Here is a 21,183-nt window from a genome sequence, read left to right as displayed (position 1 = left end):
CCTAAAGGAGCGTTCTTCTCCTTTAGGCGCGCAACGTGCGGAGCCATTGCATACATGTTCGCTCTCTTCTCGTTAATTGCAGGATGCGGTTTCCTTTTGGGATATCGGCGATGCAATGCGCGGAGCCGTTGCTATGTTTTAAGCCTAAAGGAGCGTTCTTCTCCTTTAGGCGCGCAACGTGCGGAGCCATTGCATACATGTTCGCTCTCTTCTCGTTAATGAAGATTCGTTCCCTTTTGGTTGAACGTGAATCGATTCCAACATTATTTGGGTAAGTGCCCTTACACAGTGTCACAAAAATAACCATACAATAATCATAAAGTAAGTTATGAGGAGGAAAGTTACCATGAGTGACGAACAGAATCAACGACCTCAACAATCTGATTTTTTTACTGAGTTAATGTTTGGAAAACCACCTGTTCCTGAAAATAGAGAACAAGAAACAGATTCAGAACAACAACCTGCACAAAATCATCAAGCTTCTCCAGAAGCTAACAACCAGAACTCAAATGAACAAGGTGATCAACTTGCAAATATTATTGCTCTAGTCCAATCTCTTAGCCCTTATCTCGTTAAACTAGCTCCTCTAGCTAGTAAAGTTGCGTCCATGTTTAATCAAGATGATGAGAAAGATACGTCTTCTAAAAAAAAGAACGCTAACGATTAACTGTTAGCGTTCCATTCATTTCTCAATCCATTAGGAAAGTTGTCCGTCATCTTTTTGTAACTCCTCCATAAGATCATTAAAAAAGCCATCTAACTGTTCTTTGAACTTGGTTTCTTCCTCACTTTTGGCTTCCATCTCTTTTACTTCAGCATATGTTTGTAGGAATCCTTCTAAATCGCCCGTACGAATCTGTGCAATACTATAAGTAGAAAAAAGACGGATATGCGGGGCACTGCTTCTTCTCATTAACTCAACGAAAGGTTTCAATTTATTTAACGCCTCGTCATCACGCTTTTCTTTTACTAGTTGAAAGCCTTCTTTCATTTCCTGTGCAAAAACTTTTAATTTCTCCGTTTTCTCCATCCATACTCCTCCTCTTTAGCTTATAGACATAACAAAAGCTCGTTCTGAGTTTTGACTCAGGTCGAGCTAGCTCTGCATTATTTATTTCGATTCTTCAGTAGCATGATCTTTTCCAAGTTCATAAGCTTCTGACATAACATTTAACAACAATTCTAACATGGGCTGTAAATCTTCCATATTCAATTCTATCCCTTTTTCATCCAAAAACTTTTTTCCATCAGGAAGGTGTTTCATAGCGATTTGCATAAATTTCATATTCATCTCAGGGTTATTCATCATAAACCACCTCTATTATCATACTTATCATCATTACAATACTATGGACACCCCTATAAACGCAAGCAAGTTATAAAATAGGCTCAGTAGGTAACTCTCCAGTTTCAGTATACGTCTTTACAGCCTCTTTTATTTGAACAATGATGTCTTCAGGAATGCTTGAGCTAAATTCACCTAATGAAATAACTCCGTCTTGAAAGTCGTATCGTAAATTGCCGGCTTCTAATTCATGCTTATAATAACTCTTTGCAACAAGCTCATATAAATAATCAACATGCTGTACAGTACTTGTTAATACTGTTGACTCGCCTAAGTCTGTTTGATCACCTACAAAGCCGATGGCATACAAGCCTTCTTTCCGAATCTCTTCAATGACTTCAACATGGTAGCCGTCACCAGCTGGGTAAAACACATCTACCCCCTCTTGCTTTAACTCTTCAAATAACGATAGGGCCATATTACTATTAGTCCAATCTTCTACATACTTTAGGTGAACGGTCGTCTTTGTGTTGTTTAGTGTCGCACCATCATGAAATCCTTTTACCTCTGGCTGCCAATCGAACGCAGCGATTGCTCCAACATCTCCATTTTCAGACATCGCTGCTGCCACCATACCGGCAAAGAAGCCCATTGCATAACTATCGAAATGGAGACTTGTAACATTATCTCCATCAACTTCACCATTAAAACTAACGAAATGAATATTAGGATATTTTGGTCCAAGTTCCGTAAAAAGGTCTGCATAAAAACGACCATGACCAAAAATTAAATTAACTTTACTCTCAGCAAATTCTTCAACCGCTTTATTAACTTTTGCTTCAGTATTCATATCTTCCATAAAAATAACATCAATATTAAGGTTCGAATGGATGTTCAATAACCCTTGATATCCTTTACTATTCCACCCTTGGTCATCAATTGTATCTTCTAGTAATAAGCCTACTCGATTCTCTATCGATGATTGGCTATTAATATTAGAACATCCGATAAGTAGAATAGGCAGCAACAATAAAAGCAATATTCGTTGAATAATCATGTTGACACACTCCCTAATGTATACACTTATATATTAAACCATAATTGCTCTATTTTCTTTCACAATTCTACAATCTACTACATAATAACTACTTTTGTCCTACCAATTCGTTAATACTATGAATGAATCCTCTGCATCTTTCATTTTGATACGAACTTGTAATATGAATGTAATCTTTGTGATGAATAACATAGGATTAGTAATACAGGGTGTTTATCTTTAAATGCAGGTGAAACATTCAACCAACACTGTTATAATGAACCGAGACAACTTTTAGTAGAAGTGAGGATATTTTATGGACTATAAAAAAGCGGTACAATCGCGTCGGACTTTTGCGATTATTTCGCATCCGGATGCCGGGAAAACAACATTAACAGAGAAGCTTCTTTTATTTGGAGGAGCTATCCGTGAAGCAGGTTCTGTTAAGGGCAAAAAAAATTCAAAACATGCGATGAGTGACTGGATGGAAATTGAGAAACAACGTGGGATCTCTGTTACGAGCTCAGTTCTTGAGTTTCTCTACGATGGATATCATGTTAATATTCTCGACACACCAGGCCATGAAGACTTTAGTGAAGATACGTATCGCACTTTAACTGCTGCAGATTCTGCGACAATGTTGATTGATGCTGCTAAAGGGGTAGAAGCGCAGACGAAGAAATTATTTAAAGTTTGTAAAATGCGTGGTATTCCCATCTTTACATTTATGAACAAATTAGATCGTCAAGGCCGAGATCCATTTGAATTGATGGAAGAGCTTGAAAACTTATTAGGTATTCGCTCATACCCAATGGGATGGCCTATTGGAATGGGGCAATCTTTCTCAGGAGTTTATGACAGACATAACAAAAAGCTCGAATTATACAATCCTGAGAACCCAAAAGAAATTGATGTGATTCAGCTTAATGGACCGGATGATCCAAAGTTAGATGAAGCGATTGGTGATGAGGGTTTGGTCGCACAGTTTCGTGAAGAATTGGAATTACTAGACGTTGCTGGAGATGAATTCGATCCAGAACTTATTGCTAAAGGGGAGCTTACACCTATTTTCTTTGGAAGTGCGATATCAAGTTTCGGTGTGCAAACATTTTTAGAGCATTTCTTAAAATTATCACCTGCTCCGACACCACGAGAAAGTTCGAAGGGGCTAATTGAGCCATTAGAAAATCAGTCATTTTCCGGCTTTATTTTTAAAATTCAAGCGAATATGAATCCGGCTCACCGTGATCGTATCGCTTTTCTCCGTATAACATCTGGAAAGTTTGAACGAGGAATGTCTGTAAAGCACGTTCGGGTTGGGAAGAATTTAAAACTTGCACAACCGACTCAATTTTTAGCACAGAGCCGAAGCATTGTTGATGAGGCCTATGCAGGTGATATAATAGGGTTATTTGATCCAGGTACGTTTCGAATTGGAGACACACTTGTGGCAGGCGACAATTTTGAGTTTGATGAAATGCCGCATTTCTCACCTGAATTTTTCAGTGCGATTACGGTAAAAGAAGCACTGAAGCATAAGTCCTATGAAAAAGGTTTACAACAACTAACCGAAGAAGGCGCTATCCAATTATTTAAGACGTATAATCGTTTTGCAGAGCAGCAAATTGTTGGAGTAGTAGGTGTACTTCAATTTGAAGTGCTAGAGTACCGTTTAAAACATGAATATCATGTCGATATTCAATTGGAACGGTTGCCATTTTCATTTGCACGCTGGGCTGATGGACCAGCAGATGCAATGGAAGCCTTCAAAAAGTCACAGCGTAACCTTGTGACAGACCGAGATGGACGAATTGTTGTTCTTTTTGAGAATGAGTTCCAAATGAGGACAGCTATTGATAAGTATCCTGACATGAAGTTCTATGAAAACTCGTTTATAAAATCAAATTCATAGTTGTTCACTACACACCATTTCCACTAAAAAAAGGGGACTGCAGCGGAGGGTACTGAAAAAGAAAAACCGACTTTTTCAGTACCCTCCTGCAACGAGTCACCCTTTTTTTTGATACAAAAATTCTATAATTCCACCTAATAGTAATGCTGTTATAACACTTACTCCTTCTCCAAGTTGGAATACGTTTTGAAGGAGAAAAAAAGAAAGAATTGTCACAATCGCAAAGATTATGATACCTATGACAGCTTTTTTCCTCTGCACCTGTTCACACCCTTATCACAACCGTTGTTGGTTCTGCCATTGTTTCACATGTTCACACTGTTTGGCAAGTCCTTTCTCTAGTGATGTTTTTGGGATGAATCCAAGTAACGTTTTTGATTTCTCATTACTAAGCGTCGTTCTTATTCGATTTTGTTTCGTGATTTCTTGTCGTCCTAACAATCTAAGCCCTTCGTACCATGTCCCTTCCTGACCAGATGATAAATGAAAAATTTCGTTCCTATTATCAATGCTAGCTGCCAATAGAAAAGCTTCCACGCAGTCTTCAACATAAATAACATCTAATGTGGAGCGATCAATCTCTAGCTCTTTCTTTCCAAGAAGAATTTGTTGATACGTCATATCCGCCCTTTGCCATGGTCCATAAATTGTTGGAAGTCTCACAATTTGATAGGAAATCCCTCGCTCCTTGCATTCCTTTTCAATGAGCCTTTCGCTAGCTAATTTTGTTATTCCATAGGCAGAAGTCGGATTAGTTGGTGTCCGCTCTGTGATTTTTCCTGGCCTTTCTCCATACACCTCTACTGTAGAAGCGTAAATAAGTGTCGCTTTTCTCGGCATAGCTTTCACTAACTTCTTTGTTAAATTCACATTATCTTCTATCACCTTCGCTAACTTTGGCCATTTGCTATCTGAAGATGTTGCTGCGGCAAAATGATAAATAACATCGACAGCTTTTAGCACTTTTTCCAAGTCAACGTCTTCTAATTTTTCGTCAATTAAGGTGACTAAATCATTCCTTCCAATTCTCAACCACTTTTCTTCTTGTTCCACTTTCATCTCTTCTGTTGACATTTTATCGACAATGATTACTTCTTTGCCTTCCAACAGAAGCCGCTCAGCCATATGAAACCCAATAAAACCTAATCCCCCAGTGACAAGTGCTTTTTTCATTTGCATTTCCCCCTATACTATAAAGTTATGTAAAGAGCCTTCTCTTATGTCACTAAAGAGATAGGCTATAATTTAACTTCATGCTTCTTATAAAATGGAAAAGCTGACTGCACTGCTTTATAGAAGGATTTATCGTTTCCATGTATACGCAAATTAACAAAGATTTGTCTTTCAGCCAACTGTTGTTGAAAAGGCCGGCTTTGAGTTTGAAGAGGGAAATGCTTTTCCTGCATATGACAATGAATTGAAAGTGGAGGAATCTCTCCTTCCGTTAGTTGAGGTGTGATTTCCTTTATTTTATCAGAAGTTAATTCTTTTGGTGGGAGATCGTAGGCTTTGCCGATTTCTTTTTGTAATCGTTTAAAATATAGCTTATTTTCTTGTTCCTGTTCAAAATAAGCTTGTAAAAAAACGCATGGATTTACAAAATAACAAGATCGAACTTGTTTAGCGTGAGACTGTAGAAATCTCAAGGCAACTAAAGCTCCACTACCTTGGGCAAATAAATGAATTTTAGCATTCAAAATTTCTTTTTTTAGTACAATTGAGTAAAGCTTCTCAAATAGCTGAAACGCTCGAGTGCTTCCCCAGTGCCGGTTATAAAGTGAAGAAGCTACTACTGTATATCCTCTACTTAATAAATCATCTAAAAATTGATTTTTCTCAGGATGATGCTCCCAATCACTTGTATCCTTTTCAACTAACATCCCATTGTCTCCAATAAAAAATACGGCAAAACCACTTGGACGTTCTGGAAGATAGATGACGTTCCACTGTTCTTCAATGCGAAAAAAACGTGCACGTATCATTGTTTTACGTCTCTCCCATCATTTTCAATGTAGTATCCTTACTACGTTATGCAACAAATTGAAAAACGGAAGCAAAAGTATTAATTATTATTTATTAATACTTGATTTTATATAAAAAACCTCTTTTTCTTCTACAGATTAGTTGTTAAGAAGAAAAAGAGGTTTATTTAACAGATGTTTTGAGAACATGTTACGGCGGCTTCGCTCATGGTTCGAACCTAGATTAAAAAAAGGGAGACATACTCCCTTTAACCTTTTAATAGTGCGAACATGTTGCGATGGCTTCACTCGCCGTGCGCCTATTAGGAGAAGACCACTCCTAATAGGCTTAAAACATTACGGCGGCTTCGCTTATGGTTTTGGTTTTGGTGTCCACTTTCGATTATGGTTTTGGGTATCAGGGAACGTATCGCCTGCTTCCATTTTTAAAGCCTTTGGATCTTGAACCATGTCTCCAGTCTCACCAATCTCTACATATATGCCGTTATTTGGTGCTTTCTGACCTGGTTCAAATAGTCGATTCTGACCCATGGTAGCATCCCTCCTTCACCATTAGAATACCCATAAGGTAACTAATCATGACAGTTGGGTTAAGAGTTCGAAATTAAAGCTAAAAGAATGGCTTTTTGTGCATGTAGGCGATTTTCTGCTTGATCATATACAGCAGATTGTTTGCCATCAATAATATCAGCTGCTACCTCTTCTCCACGATGCGCAGGTAAGCAATGTAAGAAGATGAAATCATCTTTCGCTAAGCTTGCTAATTGCGAATTCACTTGATATTGACTAAACTGCTTTAAACGTTCTTCCTGTTCTTGTTCATATCCCATACTAGCCCAAACGTCCGTATAAATCACGTCTGCATCTTTCACGGCTTCTTTTGGGTCGTTTGTTTGTACAAGCGTTGCACCAGTTTTCTCTGCCGCTTCATTTGCTTTCTCAAAAATTTCTTGGTTAACTTCATACCCTTTAGGTGTGGCAATACTTATATCCATTCCGACTTTCGCACCCGCTGCTAAAAGAGAATGTGCTACATTATTGCCATCTCCCACATAGGCTAATTTTAGCCCTTTTAACTCATTCTTATATTCATAAATCGTCAATAAATCAGCCATTGCTTGACAAGGATGATAGCCATCTGTAAGAGCATTAATCACGGGAACAGATGCATGCTCTGCTAATTCTTCAACCAGTTCATGGGAATTCGTCCGAATCATAATCGCATCAACATAACGCGAGAGCACATTGGCTGTATCCTTCACAGGCTCACCTCTACCAATTTGCATATCACGTGGGCTTAAGAATAAAGCATGACCTCCAAGTTGGGTCATTCCTACTTCGAAGGAAACACGAGTTCGAGTAGATGCATTTTCAAAAATCATACCTAAAGACTTGCCTTTTAATGCATCCGCATAATCGGCTTTATTTTGTTTTATTGTAAGAGCACTTTTCAGTAGTGTATCTATTTCATTTGGTGTGTAATCAAGCAATGTAAGAAAATCACGGCCATAAAATGTTTTGTTATCAATTGCTGCATTCATCTATTGTCACGCCCTTTACTTAATAAGTTCCTTCTGTTTTAACCACCAGTCTTGAATGGCATGATACTGTAGTTCTTTTACGTTTAATCCTTTTAACATTACATCTAATGTCGTCAATTCAGAAATAACTGAGCAGCGCTGCCTTAAAGCTTCTTGGCGATTTAGAGTCCCATCTTTTGTACCAAGCTTGGGTAAGCTAATTAAAGCGATTGCTTCATCTGTCTGCACCCAATTTGAAAAATCATTTGTTACAAGTGTAAACCCTAATTGTTGCAACTTGTTAGCATAAGGAGCAAAGTCACCTTTAAATTCCTCTGCTACATCAACAAAAATAGACCCTGTTTGTGTAAATAGCTTCGGCTTTGACTGTTGTGACCAAACAAAGGCTTTTAAAAATGCCTCATCAAGGTCTGCTCCCATACTCATCAACTCTCCCGTTGATTTCATTTCAGCTTCCAATAACGGATCTAATCCAGCTAATTTTTGGTATGAGAAAACAGGTGCTTTTACCGTGTAAAAATGCGGTTCCGGCAAAGTACGATGAACTAGCCCCAAATCTGACATAGACGCACCTAGAAGCAATTGCACAGTGTAGTCAATTAATGATTTATTTGAAATTTTACTTAAAATTGGCACTGTTCTTGATGCACGTGGATTAATTTCAATTACGTATAATTGCTTTTCAAACAACACAAATTGAATATTAAAAATCCCTTTAAAGTCCATCCCTTTTGCTATTCTTTCAGTGTATTCAGAAACGAGTTCCTTAATCTCTTCAGTTATCGAATACGGAGGGGTGACAGCGGTACTATCACCAGAGTGTACTCCTGCACGTTCAACATGCTCGAACATTCCAGCAATGCATACATTTTCTCCGTCCGTCAATGCATCCACTTCTAATTCAACTCCTGGGTAATAGGCATCGATAAGTAGTGGAAATGCTGCAGTATATTCATCATCTTCTAGGTAAAAAACAAATTCCGTTTTCGATTCAAACAGCATCATCCCCTGACCACCAATGACGTAAGAAGGTCTAATTAAAACTGGGTAGCCAATTTGTTCTGCTTTATCTAATGCATCCTCTTCATTGGTCGCTGTTACACCTGGAATATGCGGAACATTAACTTGTTTCATGAATGAATAAAAACGTCCTCTGTCTTCAAGTTGGTCAATCGTATCAAGATTTGTACCAAAGAGTTTTACTCCAGCGGCTTCTAATCCTTCAACTAAAGAAATTGCCGTTTGCCCTCCTAATTGAACAATTACGCCTTCTACTTGCTCTAAATCAATGACATTTAATACATCTTCAACGGTCAAAGGTTCAAAATACAGGCGATCCGCTGTTGCATAATCCGTGCTAACAGTTTCAGGATTGTTGTTCATCATAATGGCTTCATAGCCAAGACGGTGAAGACTTTGAATTCCTTGAACTGAACAGTAATCAAATTCAATTCCTTGGCCGATTCGAATTGGGCCAGAACCAATTAATAGAATTTTTTTCTTCCCTGATTGCGGAATAATATCATGCTCACCGGACCAACTAGAATAAAAATAAGCTGTTGAAGCCATAAATTCTCCAGCACAAGTATCGACCATTTTATATGAAGGAGTAATACTAAACTCAAGCCGCTTTTCTCTAACTTGTTGCTCCGTTACTCCCCAAACACTAGCTAGCCACTCATCTGTAAACCCTGCTTTTTTGTATGCAAAAAGTTGCTCTTTAGTTATGTTTAGAAAACTTGATTCTGTGCTCTCTTTCTCCATCTGGATTAAGCGTTCAAATGCTTGCAGGAAGAAGGCATTAATGCCAGTAAACTCATGTAATTCTTGACGTGAATAGCCTCTTCTCAAAAGTTCTAGTAGCACAAAGAATCTTCGATCGTCAGCATGTTTCACTAAATGTAATAACTCTTCATCCGATTTCTTTGTTACAGATGGAAGGTCTAATCCATTCGTCTTCAGCTCTAAAGAACGAACTGCCTTTTGGATACCTGCTTCCAAATTCCGTTCAATTGCCATTACTTCTCCAGTAGCCTTCATTTGCGTTCCTAGCTTCCGCTCTGCATGAACAAATTTATCGAAAGGCCAACGTGGAAATTTAACTACTACGTAATCTAGTGCAGGTTCAAAGCTAGCGTAAGTATGACCTGTTACAGGATTAATAATTTCGTGCAAGTTGTAACCAATGCTTACCTTTGCAGCCATTTGCGCAATTGGATAACCAGTTGCTTTTGACGCAAGAGCTGAAGAACGACTCACGCGAGGATTTACTTCAATTAAATAATATTGCTTACTATAAGGATCTAGAGCAAATTGAATGTTACATCCTCCAACAATCCCGAGCGCGCGAATGATTTTGACCGAGCACGTGCGAAGCATCTGATACTCTACATCCGTTAAAGTTTGTGATGGAGCAACAACAATTGAATCTCCTGTATGAATCCCTACTGGGTCAATATTTTCCATATTACATATAGTAATACACGTATCGTTACTATCACGCATTACTTCATATTCAATTTCTTTATAACCAGCAATACTTTTCTCAATTAAACATTGGCTGATCGGACTAAGAGAGAGTCCACCTTTTATGATTTGTTTTAATTCCTTTTCATCAGAAGCGATTCCTCCCCCAGCTCCTCCAAGCGTATAAGCTGGGCGCACAATGATTGGATACCCTACCTCATTCGCAAATTTAATTGCCGCTTCGCTTGTTGTTACAATTTCGCTTTCAGGAACAGGTTCATTAAGCTCTTGCATTAACGCACGGAAAGCCTCACGATCTTCCCCTTTTTTAATTGATTCAATCGGTGTACCTAGTAAATCCACACCATATTTTGCCAGGATTCCTTTATCATGAAGGTCCATCGCTAAATTTAACCCTGTTTGACCTCCAAGAGTGGCAAGGATTCCATCAGGCTGTTCTTTTTGAATAATAGCCTCGACGCTTTCAACCGTCAGAGGTTCAAAATACACTCGATCAGCACATGACTCATCTGTCATAACCGTTGCAGGATTGTTATTGACAAGGATTACCTTAATCCCTTCTTCCTTTAGAGCTAGACATGCTTGCGTTCCGGCATAATCAAACTCTGCCGCTTGCCCAATGACAATCGGGCCTGAGCCAATAACGAGTACTTTCTTTAATTGTTGTTGTTTAGGCATATGCTTTCTCTCTCCCCTTGTTGCTTAGCATTTCTATGAAAGTAAAGAAGAGCTGTTCACTATCTGAAGGTCCTGGATGAGCTTCCGGATGAAACTGAACTGTAAAAACAGGGTATTGCTTATGAATAAGCCCCTCAATAGAAGAATCATTAATATTCATAAATTTCGCTTTGAAACCTGTTCCTTCAAGTGATTCTTCATTAACAACATAGCTATGGTTTTGTGATGTCATATAAACTTTGTTTGTTGTTAAATCAATAACTGGTTGATTCGCACCACGATGGCCAAATGTTAACTTCTCCGTATCTGCACCAAAAGCAAGCGCAAGCAGTTGATGCCCAAGACAAATACCCATTGTCGGATAACTCATGGCTACTTTTTTTATTGTTGGAAGAAGTTCTTGTAGTTTTTTTGGATTTCCAGGTCCATTCGAATACATAACTCCATCTGGTTGAAGACTTTGAATTGTTTCAAACGTAGTATCATAAGGAACAAGAGAAACCCTACATCCTTGTTCAAGCAAAGAATCTAAAATTGATTTCTTATACCCAAAATCAACCATAACAATATGATGATCGCCACTTCCATAAGTATTGATTGTTTTCGTTGATACTTCTGGTACTACTTCTTGCTGACCAAGAGGAATAGATTGATTGAATGATAGATTCGTTGGATCTGTTGTGATGATCGCTCGCATATCGCCCTGTTCTCGTATCCTTTTCACAATCGCTCTCGTATCAATCCCAGATAAAAGTGGTATTGAATGCTTCTCACAGTAGGATTCTAGAGATGAACATGATTCATAATGGTATCCTTCATTTGATAGCTCACTTACTAGTAAGGCATTCACTTGTGGAGTAATACTTTCGAAATCAACTTCATTCACCCCGTAATTCCCTATTAGTGGATACGTGAACACGACCATTTGCCCTTTAAACGATGGATCACTTAACACTTCCTGATATCCTGACATTCCAGTAAAAAATACAATCTCTCCATGTACTTCCTTTTCTTTTCCATGAAGAACCCCTTCAAACATCTCCCCGTTTTCTAATACTACGTATCCTTTCATCTGATTCCCTCCACCCATTGACGAATACTTATACTAACCATTAAATTTTTATACATGATTGTTTTATATAAAACCACTACATCAACAGTAGTGATTATTCGTTCGTACTATATGTTTACACTTTGTTTTTTTTCGATTGCCTGAAAGACAGTTAACAAGATTTCAGATGCACGCACTAATTCACTTTTCGTAACAACTAAAGGTGGTAAGATTCGAAGAACCTTTGGACCTGCAGGTAATACAAGTAATCCATTCTCTATACATGCCTTAATAATGGGTGCTACTTCAATATGGCAGGCAATTCCAAGCATAAGTCCTTTTCCACGAACCTCTTCAACAATTTTTGAATCACCTAGTTTCTTTTCCAACTCGGCTTTGAACCATTCTCCTTTTTCTTGAACAGATTCTAATAGCTCAGGTTTAAACACTTCTGTTAGGACAGCTTTAGCTGCAGCCATGGCAAGTGGATTCCCGCCAAACGTTGATCCATGACTTCCAGGTGTAAATGCATCTTTTAATCGTTCCTTACCAATTAGCGCACCAACTGGAAATCCATTACCAAGTCCTTTTGCAACTGTAATAATGTCAGGTGATAACCCTAATTGTTCATAAGCAAATGCAGTACCAGTACGTCCGATCCCTGTCTGTACTTCATCAACAATGAGTAAACAGCCAAATTGTTCGCATACAGTCTTAAGTGACTCGGCGTATTCATCGCTCATCAAGCGAATGCCACCTTCTCCTTGAATAATCTCAACCATAATTGCAGCTGTCTTTTCTGTAACTGTATTTTTTAAAGCTTCAGAATCATTCATTTCAATATACGTAAACTCTGTTAAAAGTGGACCAAATCCTTGGTGAATTTTATCTTGACCTGTTGCAGCCATACTTCCAAGAGTCCGACCATGGAATGAGTTAGTTAAGCTAACAATGTGATGCTTTCCTGTTGACTTCCTTGCGAGTTTTATCGCTGCTTCGTTGGCTTCTGCACCGCTATTACAGAAAAAGACATAGTCACCAACACTATGATCAACAAGTTGCTCGGCCACTTGCTCTTGCCCTTCAATTTGAAATAGGTTTGATACATGCCATAATTTTTTCATCTGTTCTTCAACTGAAGAAACTACTTTAGGGTGGCAGTGACCTAGATTACAAACAGCAATTCCCGAAATAAAATCTAAATACTCCTTACCATCTGAATCAATTAGTTTCGAGCCCTTCGCTTTAACAGGTGTAATATCCCATCTAGCGTAGGTTGGAAAAAGTGCACTCATTATTATCCTCCTTACGAAACATAAAGCTTCATCTTTGATTTCAAAATTGTTGTTCCTTGTACTGAACCATCTTTTCCAACATTCGTTGATTTTCCATTCATAATCATTACAGATTGGAGGTTGCCTGTTAGTGTTGACAAAGCTGCTCTTACCTTTGGAAGCATTCCACCATAGATTGTTCCATCAGCAATGTAGGCCTCGATTTCCTCTATTGTGACTTTCTCAAGACACTTTCCATCTTTTAAAATTCCATCTACATCTGTAACAAAAACTAATTGTTCGGCACCTAACTCTTTTGCTATAGCTGCTGCTGCGCTATCGGCATTAACGTTATAATGAGTTCCTTCTGCATTCATGCCAATTGGAGCAATAACAGGAATCATATCTAGTTCCATTAGAGAAGAAAGTAAGTTCGTATTAACCTTTGTCGGCTCTCCAACATAACCTAGCATCCCTTCATTGACCGGTTCGACTTCAATTAATTGACCGTCACATCCAGATAATCCGACAGCCTGACCTCCAGCCTGATGTAAACTAGTTACCACTTGTTTATTGACCTTTCCACATAGCACCATTTCAGCTGTGTCTAGCACATCTTCCGTCGTTTTACGGAGACCATCAACAAATTCTGATTTAATATCTAGTTTTTGCAAAAGCTGATTAATAGCAGGACCTCCACCATGCACAACAATCGGGTGCTTCCCATCTTTTTGCATTTTGACAACACTTTTGAAAAACTCATCTGATAATTGAGCGATGGTGCTACCTCCACATTTGATAACAACAACATCTTTCACTACTTTCCCCTCCCGAAATTGTCTTTCCTATGTTCTATATCCAGCGTTTATTCGTACATAATCATAAGACAAGTCACAACCCCATGCTTTACCTGTACCTTCACCAACATGTAAATCAACTTTTATAACAACTGTATCGTTATTTTCCATATATGATTTCGCTTCCTCTTCTGAAAACGAGATAGGTTGGCTTTTAACAAGTGTTTGCACAGGTCCAATCGCAATATCTATTGTGTCTGGATTAATCTCACAACCACTGTACCCAACGGCACAAATAATTCTTCCCCAGTTTGCATCAGTACCATAGACAGCTGATTTTACTAAATCTGAGCCAACAATTTTCTTTGCTACTTTTCCCGCCTCTTCATCTGTTAGCGCTCCAGTAACTTGCACTTCAATTAACTTTGTCGCACCTTCCCCATCGCGTGCAATTTGCTTCGCTAACGATTCACATGTGGACTTAAGAGCTTGATAAAAACCGTCCCAATCAGGATGCGCTGGTGTGAGCGATTCATTTTCTGTTAAACCCGATGCCATGACAACCACCATATCATTTGTTGATGTATCCCCATCAACAGTAATTCTGTTAAATGTTTGGTTCGTAATTGAAGATAATGCTTCTTGTAATACAGAAGATTCTACATTTGCATCAGTTGTTACAAACGAAAGCATTGTCGCCATATTCGGATTAATCATTCCAGACCCTTTTGCGACACCACCTATTGAGACCGTCTTTCCATCTACAATCGTCTGAAAGCAAACTTTTTTGTTAATCGTATCTGTTGTTAATATTGCTTCATTAAATAATTCTGCACCTTTTAATGATGACTCTGGAGTAAGTTTTGAAATACCAGGTAAGATTTTTTCCATCGGTAAGTATTCACCAATGACTCCTGTTGATGTTACTGCAACATAATGAGGCGGAAGATTAAAGTGTTTGGCACTTTCATTTCTCATCTGATAAGCATCTTCTAAACCTTTTGCACCGGTACAAGCATTAGCGTTTCCACTGTTAACAACTAAAGCCTGAATCTTACCTTCTTTTGCTATTGACTCCTTTGTCACTTTTAATGGAGCTGCTTGAATTCTGTTACAAGTATATACGGCAGCTACATTAGCTGGTACTTCACAATAGATAGCACCAAGGTCCAATCTTTTTCTTTTTACCCCTGTATGCAACCCTATTGCTTGGAATCCTTTTGGAGTTACAATACTTCCGTTTTCTTTTTCTGTTATCACTGGTGCATTCGCTATGCCTTTCATGAGATGACCACCTTCCATTATGGATACATAGGAACAAGAGTTAGCCCCGTACTTTCTTCGAATCCATGAATTAAATTAAAATTTTGAATTGCTTGACCTGATGCGCCCTTAACGACATTATCAATAACAGAGACTACAGTGATACGTCCCGTTCGTTCGTCGTACGTTAAGCCTATATCACAATAATTACTGCCGTACACTTCTTTTGTTGCTGGGTAGGCTCCCTCTGGCCTAATTCGAACAAAATATTCATTCTCATACGCTTCTCTATACAAATTGCGTAGCTCGGTTTCCGAGATTGGCTGATTCGCTTTTGCATAAATGGTAGCCATAATTCCTCGAACCATAGGAACTAAATGAGGTTGGAATGTTATGGTCTGAACCTGTTCATCCCACTCTTGTAAATTTTGTTCTATTTCAGGAATGTGTTTATGTTGATTAATTTGATATATTTTAAAGTTTTCATTCATTTCACTAAAGTGCGTGATTGCTGAAGGCGATCTCCCTGCTCCAGATGTACCCGATTTTGCATCTATAATAATTGAATCAACGTCAATTATCTTATTTTTAACTAATGGAGCAAGACCAAGTAATGTAGCTGTAGGATAGCATCCAGGATTCGAAATAATTTGCGCTTTCTGAATCGATTCTCGATTCCACTCCGGTAGCCCATATACAGCATCTTTAATTAATGCTAGTGGAGCTGCTTCCCGTTTGTACCACTTTTCATAAACCTCTGGATTCTGCAATCGCAAATCTCCAGACAAATCAATAACTCTGCATCCTGTTTCAGCAATTTGTCCTGACCACTCAGCTGAGACACCAGGGGGTGTAGCGAGAAAGACCGTATCTACTTCATCTTTAATCGATGTAACATCAATGGACTTTAATGTTTGATTATATATATTTGAAACATGTGGATAAGACTCTTGTATATTCATACCTTCTTTTGACGATGTATACAAAACAACCTCTTGCACATGAGGATGTTGGTTTAACAACCTTAATAGTTCTGCGCCACCGTAACCTGTAGCCCCGATAATACCAACTCTCATTATTCCCTCTCCTAACTTTTCTATATCTGCTCTATTTGATCTTGGTACTCATTATATCTATGTATAAAAATTAATTCAACTGTATTTTTATTTTATTTTATCCATTTTTCAGTCAAATGGTTTCATTTTGTTCATGACCCGTTTTTATTTGATTTATTTCGTTCATTATTCTAACTAAAATTCCTGACATGAAACCATTATACTTCCCTGTTTTTTATATGTGTCTGTCTAGTCATAAGTTGATTTCTTGATACTGAAACAAAAATAGACACCTACCGAATGTGGTAAGTGTCTACTCCGTTACTCATTTATATTTTCAAATTCATCATAAATAATATTTCTTGTAGCTTCTATTTGGTCACCCCATAAATCATTCACTTGGTGATAAACGTAATTTCCATTCTTATCTAAAATACTAATCCCTCGATAAGACATCTGATCATTTTTCATCCTAACATGCTCAAGGACTTCAAACGTTTGATCGGATAAAAATGAAAATGTAAAGGCACCTGCTTCTTTTAGCCTTTTTGAATTTTCAGGACTATCTATACTAATTGCATAGATATCTGCATCTAAGTCCTCAAATAAATGTAAGTTTTCTTGCAACTGAACTAGTTGCTGCTGACAAAGGCCTCAGCCAACTTCAGTAAAGTGGAACAAGATCGTTGCACGTTCTTTATTTGTAAGAGTTACTTCTTCTCCGTCTTCATTTAGAAGAGTAAGATCGCCTTGTACTTGGCCATCATCCGAACCGCACCCAGCTAAAACAACTAGTACTGCTGCGATGACGAAACATAAAGCCATATTTCTTTTACGAATTTCTAGCATTCTTTCACCTCCGTCACTTAAACCTACTCTTAAGCTCACCACTTGTCAATGAAAGAGCTTCTATTGAACCGTCTCTAACAAATCTTCAACGATGCTGTCTTGATTTGTCTGTAAACCATCGTATCTACGAATGACTTGACCATTCGGATCTACTAAAAAGAAGCTCGTACTATGAACAATATCGTCACCATCTGTTTCCTGTACTACCGATTTAAAACTATCTCTTGCAAAAGCAGCAATTTCATCTTGCGTATAACCCGTTAAAAACTGCCATGAATTTAAGTCAGCGCCCACATTAGTTCCATACGATAATAGTTGCTCTGCCGTATCTCTTTCTGGATCAACTGTAAAAGAGATAAATGACATCTCAACCCCTTCTTCCTGCATCGTTGCTTGAAGACGTTGCATATTCGGAGTCATCGTCGGGCAAACGGTCGGGCAATACGTAAAAATCATATTCGCTAACCAATACTTTCCTTCTAATTGTTCCGATCCATAGTTCTCCCCATTTTGGTTTGTAAACTCAAATGGTACCACTTCCGCTTGCGCTTCTGAAAAGTCATATTCAGAAGAACTACCACTACCAACTTGATACACCCATCCACAACCACTTAAAAAGAATGCTAAAACAATTACACTTACTAGTTTCATCACTAATCCCTCTTCCTTAAGGAAACGTTTTAAAAGTGCTTCCTTAGTAGCAGAAGACTACTAAAAAAGATCTTTTTTAGTAGTCTTATCTTTTTTATTAAAAAAGTAAAAAGTCTTACGTTTTTGCTGTTGGAATGTCACTAATCGTTAGTGTTCCCTCTTGTTGTTTCTCTTTCTTTAACCATTGCTTAAATACATAGCCAATGGTAAATCCGTACGTAATTTCCTGCATAACTTTCATTAAGACACCAGCTAACTGTTGGTCCATCCTCGCTTCAAGAAACGTAAAGGAATTCGGTCCTGAAAGAAGCCCCATTGGTACCTCTGTGCCTGGCGGCAAACAATACGCCATCACTTGTGCCCAAATTGCTGGGTCCGTGTATGTTTGGTATAGCGTTGTAGGTGCAAAAATAATTAATGCACAGGCAGGAGTAATTAAAATCCCGTTTGCAAAAATATACCCTACTCGGCGTAAATCTGACAAAGGAAATGCACTTGGAAGTGGAGCAATCATATGCCACCACATTAAGGCAGCCGCAAATAATAACAGGTACTCATATAAGCTATGCAAAATAACAGACTGCATCAAAGTATCAAACATAAACGGGACATGATAAAATGAAAAAAGTCCATTAAATAAAAACAAAGCTACAATCGGACTCCAAATCACACGAAAAATTCGTTCGGTAATAGGCGAACGAAAGCGGTCAACAATCGCTTGGAAGAACCACGAAGGGATTGCTAACAAAAAGAGTGGTGTAGCAATAAAATAAGCAAACACCATTTGCGTCATATGGAAGCTTATCATAATATGTCCAGCAATATAGAGAGGGCTCCCCCAACCAATATATAGTGCGAGCAACGCTAAGACAAAATATACTTTTTGTCTCGTTCGCACAGGAGTCGCTCCTTTAAAACGATCTCGCCATTTTGTAACGAGTAAAAAATAAAGGATACCAATAATTAGTAATCCTAGTATTAACTCTGGTGTCCACAAAGCTCGAAAACCAAAGTTCTCAAATAATACATTCACTGCTTTCCCTCCTTTTTGGAGATATTACTGTTAAAAGCATGTCTATCATAACATATATCTGTTCGTTAATATTTGAACGAATACAGAAATTTTTAAGGATAGAATGTTCAAAAAAGGAAATTCCGTACTTAACATTAACTTTCTAGTGAAAGGAAGATTTGATGTCAAAACAACACTTAATCGCTCTTGACTTAGACGGAACTTTACTAACCGACGAAAAGACCATTACACCGCGCACAAAACAAGTGATAGCTAAAGCAAGAGAAGAAGGTCACATCGTCTCGATTTCTACTGGCCGTCCGTATCGAGCTAGCAGCCAGTATTACCAAGAATTAAATCTTGATACAGCAATTGTCAATTTTAATGGAGCTTTTGTCCACCATCCACATGATAAAAGTTTTGGTACATACCATTCGCCTCTTGATTTAAAGACGGCAAAAACAGTCATTGAAACATGTGAGGCGTTCAACGTAAGTAATATCATGGTTGAAGTAATCGATGATTTTTACTTAAGAAATTTCGATGAGGTATTTGTAGAAACCTTTCTTTCAGGCCAAAACCCTGTTGATCATGGAAATCTATTACATATTCTAAAAGAAGATCCTACTTGTGTATTAATCCACCCACAAGATCATCATATCAAGGAACTCCGTAATCTCCTTGTTGATGGACATGCCGAAGTAATTGACCAACGAGTTTGGGGGGCTCCTTGGAATGTCATTGAAATTGTAAAAGCGGGAATGAACAAGGCTGTAGGCTTAAAAAAGGTTGCCGACTTTTATCAAATTCCGAGAGAACGAATCATCGCATTTGGTGATGAGGACAATGATTTTGAGATGATCGAATATGCAGGTCAAGGGGTGGCCATGGCTAATGGCATCGATCAATTAAAAACTCTTGCTAACGACATTACGTTATCAAACGAAGAAGATGGCGTTGCCATTTATTTAGAAAAAACATTAAACTTACGCTAATCCTATAGAATGAATTTCCAACATTGGGGTACGTTAGAAACGTAAATTCATTTTCACTAAAAGGAGTTAGGTGGAACTAATGGAAAATTATATTAGTTTTCAAGAAGCAAGAGAATCCGTTGCAAGATTTGAGCTATTAGCATTAGCTGCTGAAACACAAATCCAAAGAGAGGCCGTATTAAAAGAATTACAACGCGCTAAACTTGCCCTCCATTCTGCTTTTACTAATTCAACTCCTGCAGAACAAGATCAACTCATTTACATGCAAGAACATCTACAGAGCTTTTATCAAGATGAGTTATAATCACAAAAATGCTATCTGAGAGCAAGAGTTAACTGGATATTGAACTCTCCGTTCCTACTTTTCATCAGGCAGTGTTCAAATAGGGAAAAGCCAGGAAGTCACTTAAAAAGCTTTTTTTAGCAAATTCGAGGAAGCAGCAATGCTCCACACGTTGCGCGCCTGCTATGAGAAAAACACTCATAGCAGGCTTTAATACAAAGCAACGGTTCCGCCCATTGCTTAAAGGCTATTGAAAAAGGTCAACACCGTACCTTTTTCAATAGCCTTTAAGACAAACCTTTTTGAACACCCTCTTTCCTCAAAATTCCATCTTAATTAACTACTAACATTTTGTGATTTATGTTACGCTTGCATTATAATTTAAAAGGTATTTAAATCTAGGGGGAACTTTGAAAATGGTAAAAGTGTATGAGGTGGATAAAGAGGCAGATATCCAATTAAAGAGACGTATTGCTGATTTATTCATGGGACAATTGGAGCCCATTGGTCCTACTAATGCTTATGATCAATTAATGAAAACAATTAATCTAGCATTGAAAGAAGATTCACAGGCTCATATTTTTATCGCCGAAAGAGAAAACACCATTGTCGGAGCTGCATTTTTAAACATAGCCTTAAGCATTGATAAGGGCGGCCATTACATTTGGCTAAATGATTTATACGTTCATAAAGAACACCGAAACCAAGGTATCGCAAAAAAGCTCCTCCTAAAAGTCATTTACTGGGCTGAACAAAAAGAAATTAAGGGTATTGAACTTGAAACAGGAATCAACAACGAAGCAACAAAGGCATTATACAACTCATTAGGATTCTACGACATCATCTCCAAAAGGTACGGATCTAGGTTTTAGAAGCTCACCAAAAAGGCGCTCTTCCTTTTTGGTGAGCTTCTTGCAATGTGCGGAGCCGCCGTTATGTTTTAAGCCCTTTAGGAGTGGGGTTCTCCTAAAGGGCGCACGGCGCGCGGAGCCATTGCACTCTCCCTCGATTCACCACAAAAAGGCGCTCTTC

General features: G+C 38.2%; 22 protein-coding genes and 1 pseudogene. 5 read left to right on the top strand and 18 right to left on the bottom strand.

Features of this window, described 5'->3' with window-relative positions; translation table 11 throughout:
* The first annotated feature begins 346 nt into the window (after positions 1-346).
* The gene (locus tag SAY88_RS22690; protein ID WP_332634563.1) at positions 347-667 is read left to right on the top strand and encodes a hypothetical protein; all 321 of its coding nucleotides are present in this window, start codon (positions 347-349) and stop codon (positions 665-667) included.
* A gap of 30 nt (positions 668-697) precedes the next feature.
* On the opposite strand, the gene SAY88_RS22685 is transcribed toward SAY88_RS22690, so the two are convergent.
* The 3 genes from SAY88_RS22685 to SAY88_RS22675 all read right to left on the bottom strand — a co-directional run bounded on the left by SAY88_RS22685 (position 698) and on the right by SAY88_RS22675 (position 2,342).
* Complete coding sequence (locus SAY88_RS22685) at positions 698-1,030, bottom strand: hypothetical protein (protein ID WP_332634562.1); 333 nt, start codon at positions 1,028-1,030, stop codon at positions 698-700.
* Between the two features lie 81 nt (positions 1,031-1,111).
* Complete coding sequence (locus SAY88_RS22680; RefSeq protein ID WP_332634564.1) at positions 1,112-1,306, bottom strand: ComZ family protein; 195 nt, start codon at positions 1,304-1,306, stop codon at positions 1,112-1,114.
* Positions 1,307-1,376: 70 nt separating this feature from the next.
* Positions 1,377-2,342, bottom strand: a complete 966-nt coding sequence (locus tag SAY88_RS22675) for a BMP family ABC transporter substrate-binding protein (RefSeq protein ID WP_332634561.1) — start codon at positions 2,340-2,342, stop codon at positions 1,377-1,379.
* Positions 2,343-2,637: 295 nt separating this feature from the next.
* Here SAY88_RS22675 and SAY88_RS22670 point away from each other — a divergent pair, with 295 nt between their 5' ends.
* Entirely contained in the window at positions 2,638-4,233 is a 1,596-nt protein-coding gene (locus tag SAY88_RS22670) for a peptide chain release factor 3 (protein WP_332634560.1), read from the top strand.
* 96 nt (positions 4,234-4,329) lie between these two features.
* Here SAY88_RS22670 and SAY88_RS22665 read toward each other — a convergent pair whose 3' ends face one another.
* From SAY88_RS22665 to ctaG, 15 genes and pseudogenes are all read right to left on the bottom strand, one after another.
* A complete protein-coding gene (locus tag SAY88_RS22665) occupies positions 4,330-4,494 on the bottom strand; it encodes a hypothetical protein (RefSeq protein WP_332634558.1) in 165 nt (54 codons plus the stop codon).
* A 15-nt stretch (positions 4,495-4,509) separates the two neighbouring features.
* Positions 4,510-5,406, bottom strand: a complete 897-nt coding sequence (locus SAY88_RS22660) for an NAD-dependent epimerase/dehydratase family protein (protein WP_332634557.1) — start codon at positions 5,404-5,406, stop codon at positions 4,510-4,512.
* 65 nt (positions 5,407-5,471) lie between these two features.
* Positions 5,472-6,215: an alpha/beta fold hydrolase gene (locus SAY88_RS22655; protein WP_332634556.1), complete on the bottom strand. Its 744-nt coding sequence runs from the start codon at positions 6,213-6,215 to the stop codon at positions 5,472-5,474.
* A gap of 351 nt (positions 6,216-6,566) precedes the next feature.
* A complete protein-coding gene (locus tag SAY88_RS22650; protein ID WP_332634555.1) occupies positions 6,567-6,746 on the bottom strand; it encodes a YjzC family protein in 180 nt (59 codons plus the stop codon).
* Positions 6,747-6,805: 59 nt separating this feature from the next.
* Entirely contained in the window at positions 6,806-7,756 is a 951-nt protein-coding gene (gene argF, locus SAY88_RS22645; RefSeq protein WP_332634553.1) for an ornithine carbamoyltransferase, read from the bottom strand.
* A 15-nt stretch (positions 7,757-7,771) separates the two neighbouring features.
* Positions 7,772-10,921 (bottom strand): carbamoyl-phosphate synthase (glutamine-hydrolyzing) large subunit, encoded by a 3,150-nt coding sequence (gene carB / locus SAY88_RS22640; RefSeq protein ID WP_332634552.1) that lies wholly within the window; start codon positions 10,919-10,921, stop codon positions 7,772-7,774.
* A complete protein-coding gene (locus SAY88_RS22635) occupies positions 10,914-11,993 on the bottom strand; it encodes a carbamoyl phosphate synthase small subunit (RefSeq protein ID WP_332634550.1) in 1,080 nt (359 codons plus the stop codon). Before SAY88_RS22635 ends, carB begins: the two co-directional genes overlap by 8 nt.
* Positions 11,994-12,100: 107 nt before the next feature.
* Positions 12,101-13,267 (bottom strand): acetylornithine transaminase, encoded by a 1,167-nt coding sequence (gene argD / locus SAY88_RS22630; RefSeq protein ID WP_332634548.1) that lies wholly within the window; start codon positions 13,265-13,267, stop codon positions 12,101-12,103.
* A gap of 11 nt (positions 13,268-13,278) precedes the next feature.
* On the bottom strand, positions 13,279-14,064 hold the full coding sequence (gene argB, locus SAY88_RS22625) for an acetylglutamate kinase (RefSeq protein ID WP_332634547.1): 786 nt from the start codon (positions 14,062-14,064) through the stop codon (positions 13,279-13,281).
* Between the two features lie 27 nt (positions 14,065-14,091).
* Positions 14,092-15,327, bottom strand: a complete 1,236-nt coding sequence (gene argJ / locus SAY88_RS22620) for a bifunctional glutamate N-acetyltransferase/amino-acid acetyltransferase ArgJ (RefSeq protein ID WP_332634546.1) — start codon at positions 15,325-15,327, stop codon at positions 14,092-14,094.
* Between the two features lie 17 nt (positions 15,328-15,344).
* Positions 15,345-16,382 carry an N-acetyl-gamma-glutamyl-phosphate reductase gene (gene argC, locus SAY88_RS22615; protein ID WP_332634544.1) on the bottom strand — a complete coding sequence of 346 codons (1,038 nt, stop codon included), beginning with the start codon at positions 16,380-16,382 and terminating at the stop codon, positions 15,345-15,347.
* A gap of 300 nt (positions 16,383-16,682) precedes the next feature.
* Positions 16,683-16,997 (bottom strand): annotated as a pseudogene (locus tag SAY88_RS22610) (redoxin domain-containing protein); the annotation flags it as partial.
* 18 nt (positions 16,998-17,015) lie between these two features.
* Positions 17,016-17,210: a hypothetical protein gene (locus SAY88_RS22605; protein ID WP_332634543.1), complete on the bottom strand. Its 195-nt coding sequence runs from the start codon at positions 17,208-17,210 to the stop codon at positions 17,016-17,018.
* 60 nt (positions 17,211-17,270) lie between these two features.
* A complete protein-coding gene (locus SAY88_RS22600) occupies positions 17,271-17,861 on the bottom strand; it encodes an SCO family protein (protein ID WP_332634542.1) in 591 nt (196 codons plus the stop codon).
* A 115-nt stretch (positions 17,862-17,976) separates the two neighbouring features.
* Complete coding sequence (gene ctaG / locus SAY88_RS22595; protein ID WP_332634541.1) at positions 17,977-18,894, bottom strand: cytochrome c oxidase assembly factor CtaG; 918 nt, start codon at positions 18,892-18,894, stop codon at positions 17,977-17,979.
* A gap of 161 nt (positions 18,895-19,055) precedes the next feature.
* Between ctaG and SAY88_RS22590 the strand changes: the two genes are divergently transcribed.
* The 3 genes from SAY88_RS22590 (at position 19,056) to SAY88_RS22580 (ending at position 21,023) form a co-directional block, all read left to right on the top strand.
* Positions 19,056-19,868, top strand: a complete 813-nt coding sequence (locus tag SAY88_RS22590; protein ID WP_332634540.1) for a Cof-type HAD-IIB family hydrolase — start codon at positions 19,056-19,058, stop codon at positions 19,866-19,868.
* Between the two features lie 79 nt (positions 19,869-19,947).
* Positions 19,948-20,172 carry a DUF3813 domain-containing protein gene (locus tag SAY88_RS22585; protein ID WP_332634538.1) on the top strand — a complete coding sequence of 75 codons (225 nt, stop codon included), beginning with the start codon at positions 19,948-19,950 and terminating at the stop codon, positions 20,170-20,172.
* Between the two features lie 395 nt (positions 20,173-20,567).
* Positions 20,568-21,023 carry a GNAT family N-acetyltransferase gene (locus SAY88_RS22580; RefSeq protein WP_332634537.1) on the top strand — a complete coding sequence of 152 codons (456 nt, stop codon included), beginning with the start codon at positions 20,568-20,570 and terminating at the stop codon, positions 21,021-21,023.
* Positions 21,024-21,183 lie beyond the last annotated feature (160 nt).

It is taken from the genome of Halalkalibacter flavus (assembly GCF_036663575.1).
Lineage (GTDB): Bacteria > Bacillota > Bacilli > Bacillales > Bacillaceae_D > Halalkalibacter > Halalkalibacter flavus.
Note: the sequence above shows the minus strand (reverse complement) of the source record. Positions and strands in the feature narration are given on the sequence as shown.